Origin of the sequence: Enterobacter sp. 50793107, assembly GCF_001463365.1 — a bacterium.
Taxonomy (GTDB): Bacteria; Pseudomonadota; Gammaproteobacteria; order Enterobacterales; family Enterobacteriaceae; genus Enterobacter; species Enterobacter cloacae.
Window position 1 is genome coordinate 1 of sequence record NZ_LNII01000100.1, and the last position, 9,965, is coordinate 9,965.

8 protein-coding genes and 1 pseudogene are annotated in these 9,965 nt (G+C 54.8%); 5 read left to right on the plus strand and 4 right to left on the minus strand.

From position 1 onward, the window contains the following. Positions 1-117: 117 nt before the first annotated feature. The 3 genes from eptB to APU11_RS14335 form a co-directional block, all read right to left on the minus strand. Entirely contained in the window at positions 118-1,809 is a 1,692-nt protein-coding gene (gene eptB / locus APU11_RS14325; protein ID WP_020686552.1) for a kdo(2)-lipid A phosphoethanolamine 7''-transferase, read from the minus strand. A gap of 257 nt (positions 1,810-2,066) precedes the next feature. Beyond that, positions 2,067-3,269, minus strand: a complete 1,203-nt coding sequence (locus tag APU11_RS14330; RefSeq protein ID WP_029882721.1) for an MFS transporter — start codon at positions 3,267-3,269, stop codon at positions 2,067-2,069. Between the two features lie 238 nt (positions 3,270-3,507). Further along, positions 3,508-4,206 carry an autotransporter domain-containing protein gene (locus APU11_RS14335; RefSeq protein ID WP_023620076.1) on the minus strand — a complete coding sequence of 233 codons (699 nt, stop codon included), beginning with the start codon at positions 4,204-4,206 and terminating at the stop codon, positions 3,508-3,510. 159 nt (positions 4,207-4,365) lie between these two features. Between APU11_RS14335 and tag the strand changes: the two genes are divergently transcribed. Next, positions 4,366-4,947: a DNA-3-methyladenine glycosylase I gene (gene tag / locus APU11_RS14340; RefSeq protein ID WP_058650613.1), complete on the plus strand. Its 582-nt coding sequence runs from the start codon at positions 4,366-4,368 to the stop codon at positions 4,945-4,947. Then, positions 4,925-5,371 carry an N-acetyltransferase gene (locus APU11_RS14345; RefSeq protein ID WP_058650612.1) on the plus strand — a complete coding sequence of 149 codons (447 nt, stop codon included), beginning with the start codon at positions 4,925-4,927 and terminating at the stop codon, positions 5,369-5,371. Before tag ends, APU11_RS14345 begins: the two co-directional genes overlap by 23 nt. Here APU11_RS14345 and APU11_RS14350 read toward each other — a convergent pair. Further along, entirely contained in the window at positions 5,334-7,655 is a 2,322-nt protein-coding gene (locus tag APU11_RS14350) for a molybdopterin guanine dinucleotide-containing S/N-oxide reductase (RefSeq protein ID WP_072200423.1), read from the minus strand. The genes APU11_RS14345 and APU11_RS14350 overlap by 38 nt on opposite strands. 164 nt (positions 7,656-7,819) lie before the next feature. On the opposite strand from APU11_RS14350, the gene APU11_RS14355 reads away from it, so the two are divergent. From APU11_RS14355 to APU11_RS14365, 3 genes and pseudogenes are all read left to right on the plus strand, one after another. Further along, on the plus strand, positions 7,820-8,482 hold the full coding sequence (locus APU11_RS14355) for an OmpA family lipoprotein (RefSeq protein ID WP_023620074.1): 663 nt from the start codon (positions 7,820-7,822) through the stop codon (positions 8,480-8,482). A 163-nt stretch (positions 8,483-8,645) separates the two neighbouring features. After that, complete coding sequence (locus APU11_RS14360; protein WP_013094979.1) at positions 8,646-9,662, plus strand: LacI family DNA-binding transcriptional regulator; 1,017 nt, start codon at positions 8,646-8,648, stop codon at positions 9,660-9,662. A gap of 104 nt (positions 9,663-9,766) precedes the next feature. Beyond that, a pseudogene (locus tag APU11_RS14365) lies at positions 9,767-9,965 on the plus strand (sugar phosphate isomerase/epimerase); the annotation flags it as partial.

Below are 9,965 nucleotides of genomic sequence, written 5' to 3' on the forward strand. Positions count from 1 at the left end.
GCGCTACCAAGCTGCGCTACTCGCCGATTGCGGAGCGCATCTTACTGCTGAGGTGCGCCCCCGTCAATCCCTTAATTTAAAAAAGCCATCCAACTGGCGATAAACTCGCCAGGCAAGCTACTGCGCGGCTTTCTGGCTGCTTTCAGGCAGTTTGCACCAGTTGTTATTTTCGTTAATCCCCCCGTCCGGAGAGGTATAACCCAGGCAACCCATGATGGTGTCGTACAACTCAACGTGACGGCGCGGTACCTTAATTTCTGCCTGCTGTTTCAGATGAGCAAACATTTTGGCTTTCTCTGGATCTTCCAGATATTTATCAGACATCCACACCATCATCGGCACGCGGAACTGTTCTGGTGGTGCCATCTTGCGTGGCGTACCGTGCAGATGCTCATAATCATTGATGGATTCACCATGGTCAGCCGCATAGAACACGATCGCTTTCTTATCCCGTACCTGGTCAATCACCGAATCGATAAAATGATCCACATACAACACTGAGTTGTCGTAAGAGTTAATTAACTGCTCTTTGGTACAGTCTTTGTCAACGCCAACACATTCCGGCGTCCATTTCGCAAAGCTGCGAGGATAACGCTGGGTATAGTTATAGTGAGACCCTTTGGTATGCAGGATGATCATATGCTTGCCATCCGGGTTGCCATTAAGAGAGTTTTTCATCTCATCGATCAGCAGCATATCATCGACAGCCTTGCCACGATTTCGCGGCTCCGCACCAATTTGCTCACGGTAAGCGATGTTCTTCGCCATGGTGTTGCTGTAGAACCACATCTCGCTTTGCATAGCGTAGAGGTCAGCGCTAAACCCGAGTTGATGAAGCACAGAAAACACATTCTGTTCTTTCAAGGTACGCTGCGGATTATCGCTCGCCCCCCCTTCACGAACAAACATGCAGCGTAAGGAGAGCTTGGTGGCGGTATCACAGGAGTAGCCGCGATAGGCAATCAGGTTTTTCTCCTGAGCCAATTCAGGCGTGGTATCACGGTCATAACCTAGAATACCCATATGATCCCAGCGCGTCGTTTCGCCAATGATAAAGACGACATAGGTATCGTCGATATCTTTCGGCGCTACATAAGTAAACTTCTTCGCCGGGTTCATAAGCGATTTGTTATCAGAAGATTCGTCCACCTGCGCCCATGCATATAACCCCAGAGCAGAGATCCAGTTAGAAGGCAGGTAAGAGTTTGCGACTACACCACCGTAGCTTGGCATATCCACGCCAGAGGTGCGTTCATCACTTCTCTGCTTGACTTCAAGCAAGCGAATCGGCCCCCAGACCATGAGACCTGCCAGCAGTACCAGTGCAACACTTCTGAGGCGTTTACCTGGCGTGCGGATCTGGTGCACAAGCGTATACCGGCAGCGGTTACTCCAGATGAGCAACAGCGGCAAAGCACTTACCGCTACCAGCCAGAGGATAAAATGCAACCCAACGACTTCTTTAGAAAGGTCTATATCTGTCGTCATGACGGAAGCAATAATGCCATATCCTATAACGACGTTCATAAACGTCATGTAATAGCTGGCACCGGCTGAGCAAAGCACGATGAACGTTGCCAGCACACGCCACACGCGGCGACCAAACAGTGTCAGAATACGTAATAAAAAGAAGGTAACCAGTACTGCAGCGACCAATTCGACAACCGCTGCAATTCCTTTCCAGACGGTGAAATCTTGCGCGTAACCGTCAAACCGACGGAAAAAAACTGCGCCATTCATAAAAAGGCCGATGTACAACGCCAGCAAAAAGCAGAGCTTTTGTTGCGCCATCGATTTAATGTATTTCATGCAAGCTACCCGGAAAAAGGGACAGTACCGCCGTCCACTTCACTAAAAAATGGACAGCTTAGATATTCGCTCAGGGAATCGTTATAAGAAACGTCTACAAGCGTGGTAAGTAGACCACAGGGAAGCGGAAAAGTGGCAACAGAGAGTGTGATCGGTACAGTTTTTTACAAAAAAGAAAGTCCTTAAACAGACTATATCACTTAAGTTCCGGTTTTCAGACAAGAAAAAGGCCGGAAACCCGGCCGTTTGTCTTATCTTCAGGCATGTGCTTCATTAAACACTTCGCGCTGCGGCTGCCGAATCGTCGTCGACAGGGCCAGCGAAATAATCAACAGGGCGAATATTACACAGAAGGTGACATAGAATCCGCCGAACAGCGAGGCAATTAACGAGCCGCAAATGCTGCCGATGCCAAAGCCTAAGTAAATCACGCCATAATTTTTCGCCAGGTTGTTCAGACCAAAGAACTCGCTCACCAGTGACGGGAACACCGTGATGGTGCCGCCGAAGTTAAAGGCCACGCAGGCAATCGCAGCAAAGAAAGTCGCTTCATTCAGGGGCGCAAACAGCAGAGCCGCCATACCCACCAGTGAAACCACCTGTCCAAGAGTAATCACGCGGATACGGGCAATCTTGTCGGACAGGATACCCAGCACCAGACGACCAGACAGGTTAGCGATAGAGATCACGGTCACCGCGTTTGCCGCCGTCATGGCATCCAGTTTAACCATGCCCTGCGCGATATCTTTCGCCACACCAATCACATACAGACCACTCATGCAGGCTGTCAGGAACATCACCGCCAGCATCCAGTACTGGGGTTTACGCATGGATTGAGCCAGGGTGAAGTCATTCTCCACCACGCCGTTAACGGTTTTCACTTCCTGCTGCGGTGCGTCTTTCATCAGCGTCGCGCCAAACAGGATCATCACCAGGACGATAGCCCCCCAAATCATGAAGGTTTTTTCGAGGCCAACCGACGCCAGCAGATGAGAGTCGATAAATTTAAATCCGAGGCTGCCCAGGCCATAAGAACCGATGGCAAACGCGGAGATTAACCCTTTACGCTCCGGGAACCATTTGACGCAGTTTGACAGGGTCAGCAGATAACCGGCACCGTCCGCCAGACCAACCAGTACCCCGGCGCTCAGCCAGAGCATCATCAGGTTGTTTGAATACGCCGTCAGGAAAAAGCCCAATCCCAGCAGGATCCCCGAGGCCATCGTGACGCGTTTCACGCCGAACCGCTCCTGCAATTTGCCCGCAACCGAAGAGGACAGCGCCAGCCCAAGGCTTAGCAAACCGAAAGAGAACGCCACCTGACTGATCGGCGCACCGAGCTTGTCGGAAAGGGCACTGTTAAACAGGCTCCAGGTATAGACCGAGCCCAACGCAAACTGGGTGACGATGGTGCCAAAGAGCGTCAGCCAGCGTGTACGATTGTAGGAAGATGTATTCATGGCAGTTGTCCTGCAAGAGAAAGTAAGGGAATTTGCTGAGGACAACGATAAACAAAACCCTGATCCAGCTGGGGGAAAACGGCATGAGATGCAGGAGAAACGGAATGAAATGCCTGGAATCGGGAATGAACGACCTTGCCGGGGAGTGAAGCGACAGAATGTTAGTGTCCGCTATCGCTACAACCCCCACGGGTATTGTATTCAAGATGTTAACGTGACGTTTAAAATAGTAACAACGTTAGAAATTTGCACTTACGCCCAGCGTGTACAAAAACTGCTCTCCCGTCGTGCTGTCCTCCCCCTGCGCTAAGGAAGCATACGCCGCCATGTGCGAGGTGAAAGGAATATCGGTGCCTACGGTGACATCCATCCAGTTGCCATTTTGAGCCGGGGCAGGCGTTTGCGGCATCCCGAACTGGGATTTCCACTGATTTTCACCATACTGCTGGTTATAGCTAATCTGCGCCCAGGGACGAAGTTCGCCATATTGCGTATCCACGCGCCAGCCTAGCGTACTCACGCTGGCATGCCACAGGGGATCGGTCAGCGCCTGGGTTGTCACGCTATCACCAAACTCATTAATCATCATGGGCGTGGTGCCGTCATAACGCCATGCCACCACCGGGCCGGTCGTGACATGACCCGCCAGCGGAAAATTCCAGCCGACGCTCATCGCCCCCGCGGAGGTCGAGCCAGAGGGCAGATTCAGAGCCAGCCCCGGCGCATTTTGCGAAGACTGGATGCGCTCCGCCAGGATATCGTCATAACGCGGTTGGTGATCCGCATCCCATGTATAGCGTTCCGCCGTATTACTTTGCGGGTCTGAAACGATATATTCCTGTTGCCAGGCAAATGCTGAGTGACCAGAAAGCAGACAGGCTGAAATCCCCACCAGGCCAGAAACAGCATGGCGACCACTGATTTTTTTTATCATCAAAGCGACTCCAGAGAGAGCCGAATTCGGCGATTTTTATCATTGTTCAGGAAGAGGTTTTTAGGGCTTATGGCCCTGTATTAACTATTGTCTTTACAGGTCACACGTCAAGCCTGACGGAATGAAATTTTTGCGATAACCGTGTCATAAGGGAGATAACCGATGCAACGTTGCGGTTGGGTAAGCCAGGATCAGCTCTATATCGACTATCACGATCGGGAATGGGGCGTGCCGGAAACGGACGGCAAAAAACTTTTCGAGATGATCTGCCTGGAGGGTCAGCAGGCGGGTTTGTCATGGATTACGGTATTGAAGAAACGCGAAAACTACCGCAATGCCTTTCATCAGTTCGATCCCGTCCGGGTCGCCGCGATGACCGACGACGACGTGGAGCGACTGGTGCAGAATGCAGGCATCATCCGCCATCGCGGTAAGATCCAGGCCATTATCGGTAACGCACGCGCTTACCTGGCAATGGAACAAAACGGTGAACCGTTCTCAGAGTTTGTCTGGACGTTTGTGAATAACGATCCGCAAATCACGCAGGCCGCCACGCTCGCGGAAATTCCCGCCTCGACTCCGGCCTCGGACGCACTCTCGAAAGCGCTGAAAAAACGCGGCTTTAAGTTTGTCGGCTCCACCATCTGCTACGCCTTTATGCAGGCCTGTGGCCTGGTCAATGACCATGTTACCGGCTGCTTCTGTCATCCGGGAGGCCATCATGATCCGCAAATGGCAAAGTGAGAATACCGCGTCGCTGTTGAGCCTATGGCTTGAAAGTACCACGGAAGCGCATCCGTTTATTGAGGCGAGCTACTGGAAAGAGAACGAAACCATGGTGCGGGACGTTTATCTGCCGTCGGCCGAAACCTGGGTCTGGGAACAGGATGGCGAACCTTACGGGTTTATCAGCGTGATGCAGTCTCAGTTTGTCGGCGCACTATTTGTCGCACCGGCGTACATCGGCAAAGGCATCGGACGCGCGCTGCTGAACCACGTTCAACAGCGCTTCCCGCATTTAAGCCTGGAGGTGTATCAAAAAAATGTCCGGGCGGTGAATTTCTACCATGCTCAGGGCTTTCGTATCGAAGACAGCGCCTGGCAGGATGACACCCAACACCCGACGTGGATCATGAGCTGGCAGGCGGATCAAACGCCGTCAGAGTAAGCTCGGGTCCCTGGTATTTCTCGACCCATGCCAGCGCCGTGTTGCCTGCGCAGCCATTCCCCAGCTTCGAGCTGGGGAGATCTTTGGTCAGCACGTTAACGGCACCGTTTTTACAAATACCGCTCTCGTCCAGGTCCGGCCACGCGCCCTGGTGGATGCAGATCACGCCTGGTTTGATTCCGTCGCTCACCACCGCTCCGGCCAACACCTGCCCACGATGGTTCCAGACGCGCACCAGATCGCCATCCGCAATCCCGCGCGCTTTCGCATCTGCAGTATGAAGCGTGATCGGCTCCCGCCCGGCGACCGCATACTGCTCGCGCAGCGACGAATAGTTAAGCTGGCTGTGCAGGCGATGCGCGGGGTGCGCGGATAACACCTGGAGCTGCTCCGGCTGGGCATTGCCGTGCCACTCATCCGGTTCAAGCCATGTGGGATGCGCAGGACAATCCGCGTACCCAAAGCGGGCAATGCGCTCACTGTAAATCACAATCTTTCCGCTCTCGGTTTTCAGCGGATGGTTCTCCGGGTCGCGACGGAAATCGGCGAAACGGACAAACTGCGCGTTCTGCTCGCTCTCTGGCATTTCGAAAATCGCGTTCGCTTCCCAGAATTCCGCAAACGGCGGCAGCGTCACCCCCTGGGCCGCACCGCGCTGAGCGGCAATCTGATAGAACGTTTCCAGCCACTCAAGATCGGTTTTCCCTTCGGTGAAACGCTCACGACCGCCCGCTTCCCACCGTTCGCTCAGTTCCGCAAATACGTCAAAATCATCACGCGCTTCATCCCGCGGTGCGACCACACGCTTCATCGGCACCATATGCTGATTGCTGTAGTCACCGGTCATGGTGAGATCGTTACGCTCGTACGAGGTCGTGGCCGGCAGCACGATATCGGCATGTTTGGCGGAGGCGGTCCAGAAGCATTCCGAAATCACCACCAGCTCCGGCTTCTGCCAGGCGCGGATCAGACGATTGGTATCCTGATGGTGCGTGAAATTCGCCCCGCCCGCCCACCAGACAAACTTAATATCCGGGAAATGGCGGTCCAGACCGTTATGTTGATAAAACCCGCCCGGGTTTTCCAGGGCTTCAACAATACGCGCCACCGGAATTTTATCCACGGCATCAACGCCGCCCTTCACCGATCCCTGCATGGAGGCCAGCACGGCGGCTTTACGGGTGGGGTTGCCGCCATTGGCGAAGTGATAAGAGAGCCCAAACCCGCCGCCCGGCGTACCAATTTGCCCGAGCATCGCGGCAAGCGTCACCAGCATCCAGTGTTTTTGCTCGCCAAACTGCTGGCGCTGCATGCCCCAACCGGACATCAACATCGTGGTGTTTTCATGGAACAACACGGCCAATTCACGGAGCTTGTCAGCAGGAATGCCACAAATATCGGCTGCCCACGCTGCCGTTTTGGCAACACCATCCGTTTTACCCGTCAGATAATCGGCGAATTTGTCGAAGCCCGATGTGCAACGCGCGAGGAAGTCGGCGTCGTGCCAGCCATTCTCTACCAGCGTGTGGGCGATACCCAGCATCATCGCCACGTCAGTACCCATATGCGGGGCGAGCCATTCGGCACTGTCACCAAAGAAATCCATGGTTTCAGAGCGCATGGGGTCAATACAGATGATGCGCTTACCGCTCTTGCGCAGCGCATCAAAATAGCCAATACCCTGCTCGTCGGAAGCATTCCAGGCAATTTTCAGCGTGTTGAGAGGGTTGGCACTCCACAGCACCACCACCTCGGTATGCTCCAGTACCAGCGGCCAGCTGGTCTGCTGCTGATAAACCTCATTACCACCGACGACGTACGGCATGATCGCCTGCGCCGCGCCGGTGGAGTAATCCCCCAGATGGCCCGTGTAGCCGCCGGCCAGGCTCATGTAGCGCTGCAGCAATGTCGATGCTTTATGCAGCACGCCGTTAGAACGCCAGCCGTAAGAGCCGGCAAAAATGGATGCTGGCCCATAGCTGTCGCGGATGCGCTTGTGCTGGGCGTGGATCAGCGCCAGCGCGTCATCCCAGCTCACACGCACAAACTCATCCTGACCACGAATGCCCTGCGGCTTGTCCGGCGAAGCCAGAAATCCTTTACGCACCATCGGCCAGCGCACGCGGGTTTTGCTGTGCACCTGATCGCGAACGACGGTCTGTAAAGAGTTAGGGTGTTGTGTTGGCAATGCCCCACGGGAAGACAGGACATTTTCGCCGTCGGTTTCGACCAGCATCGGCCCCCAGTGGGCGGCGGTCAGAATGGTTTTTGTTGAGGTGCTCAAAGCGTGCGCTCCTGGTTGCGTGCAGGTTTACGGTCTTGTTATTGAGGCCGTTTATGGTTTGTCACAAATTTCAGAGTTATCCCCGGAATTTTCTCCGTATCCGGACGTCATAATCAACTGCCACGTCCGTCGTGGCAAAGAATAAAAAGGATTAAGGAAAGAAGATGAAAAAACGCGTACTCGTTATTGCCGCTCTGGTGAGCGGTGCACTGGCGGTTTCTGGCTGCACAACAAACCCATACACCGGTGAACGCGAAGCGGGTAAATCCGGCATCGGCGCGGGTATCGGTTCACTGGTCGGGGCGGGTGTAGGTGCGCTCTCCTCCTCCAAAAAAGACCGCGGTAAAGGCGCGCTGATTGGCGCAGCGGCAGGCGCAGCGCTCGGCGGCGGCGTGGGTTATTACATGGATGTGCAGGAAGCGAAGCTGCGCGACAAAATGAAAGGCACAGGCGTGAGCGTCACGCGCAGCGGTGACAACATCATCCTGAATATGCCTAACAACGTGACCTTCGACAGCAGCAGCGCAACGCTGAAACCTGCCGGTGCGAATACCCTGACCGGCGTGGCGATGGTGCTAAAAGAGTACAACAAGACCGCCGTGAATGTGATTGGCTACACCGACAGCACCGGCAGCCAGGAGCTGAACATGCGTCTGTCTCAGCAGCGTGCTGATTCCGTGGCCAGCTCGCTGATCACCCAGGGCGTTGAAGCGAACCGTATCCGCACCAGCGGTATGGGCCCGGCAAACCCTATCGCCAGCAACAGCACGGCGGAAGGCAAAGCGCAGAACCGCCGCGTTGAGATTACGTTGAGTCCTGTGCAGTAGGTGGAAGCAAAACGGCAACATTCGTTGCCGTTTTAAATGTTTGCGCCCTCTCCCGTGGGAGAGGGTTAGGGTGAGGGCATCAAGCAGCACCTTCCATAATGAACCACTTGCCATCGTTGATTTTCCCGCTAAGGTATTCTCACTAAAGTCAGGGAATTCAGTGATGAGCAAACCAACACGGGCCACCATCAGCGACGTGGCGAAAGCCGCCAGAACCGGTAAAACCAGTATTTCACGCTATCTCAACGGCGAGAAACACCTGCTTTCCGATGCGCTGCTGGCACGTATTGAACAGGCCATTGCCGATCTCGACTACCGCCCCAGCATCATGGCGCGCGGACTTAAACGTGGCCGTACCCGTCTTATCGGGCTTATCATCGCCGATATTACCAACCCCTACTCGGTAAACGTGCTGAGCGGTATCGAAGCCGCCTGTCGCGAGAAAGGTTTTACCCCGCTGGTCTGTAACACCAACAACGAGGTGGACCAGGAGCTGCATTATCTCGATCTGCTGCGCAGTTACCAGGTGGAAGGTATCGTGGTCAATGCCGTGGGTATGCGTGAGGAAGGGTTAAACCGGCTGCAACAGTCTTCCCTGCCGATGGTGCTCATCGATCGTAAAATCCCGGAATTCGCCTGCGACGTTGTCGGGCTGGATAATACCCAGGCGGCCACGACTGCAACCGAGCATCTGATCGAACAGGGCTTCGAAGCAATTCTGTTCCTGAGCGAGCCGCTGGGCATGGTGAATACCCGTCGCGAGCGCCTGAATGCATTTCGTGCCACCCTGGAGCGTTATCCCGGTGTGATCGCCGAAAACGCCGAAACTCCGCTTCACGAAGCCGACCAGCTCGATAATACCCTGCGTCAGTTCCACACGCGCCATCGCGGGATGCGCAAAGCTGTGATTTCGGCCAACGGGGCGCTGACGCTTCAGGTCGCCCGCTCGCTCAAACGCATTGGCCTGCACTGGGGCAGCGATATCGGCCTGCTGGGCTTCGATGAACTGGAGTGGGCTGAACTGGCCGGGGTAGGCATCACTACGCTCAAACAGCCGACCTGGCAAATCGGCTATGCCGCTGTTGAACAAGTGGTTCGTCGCATTGAAGGGATCAGCGATGCCGTGCGCGAGCAGGTCTTTTCCGGCGAGCTGATTGTCCGCGGCTCCACCGCCCGTTAATTTCCCCTTGTGATGACGATCATAAATTCAACATCCTGAACTTTTCTTTGGAACCGGTTCCATCTAGCGTAATAGTATCGATGTACGTTTGATGGAGTTCCTTAATGGGCAGAAAAATAATGGTGGTCACCGCCGCGTATGGTGCGGATCAGGTGCGACAGGCTGGCGGCCAACGGGCGATGCTGCCCGTGATTGCCGGTGCGGGTGCCGACGGCGTAGAGATCCGCCGGGAGCTGTTCAACAGCGAAGAGCTACAGGCGCTGCCTGCGCTGGGAGAATCCATTGAGCTGCTGGGCCTGCAGG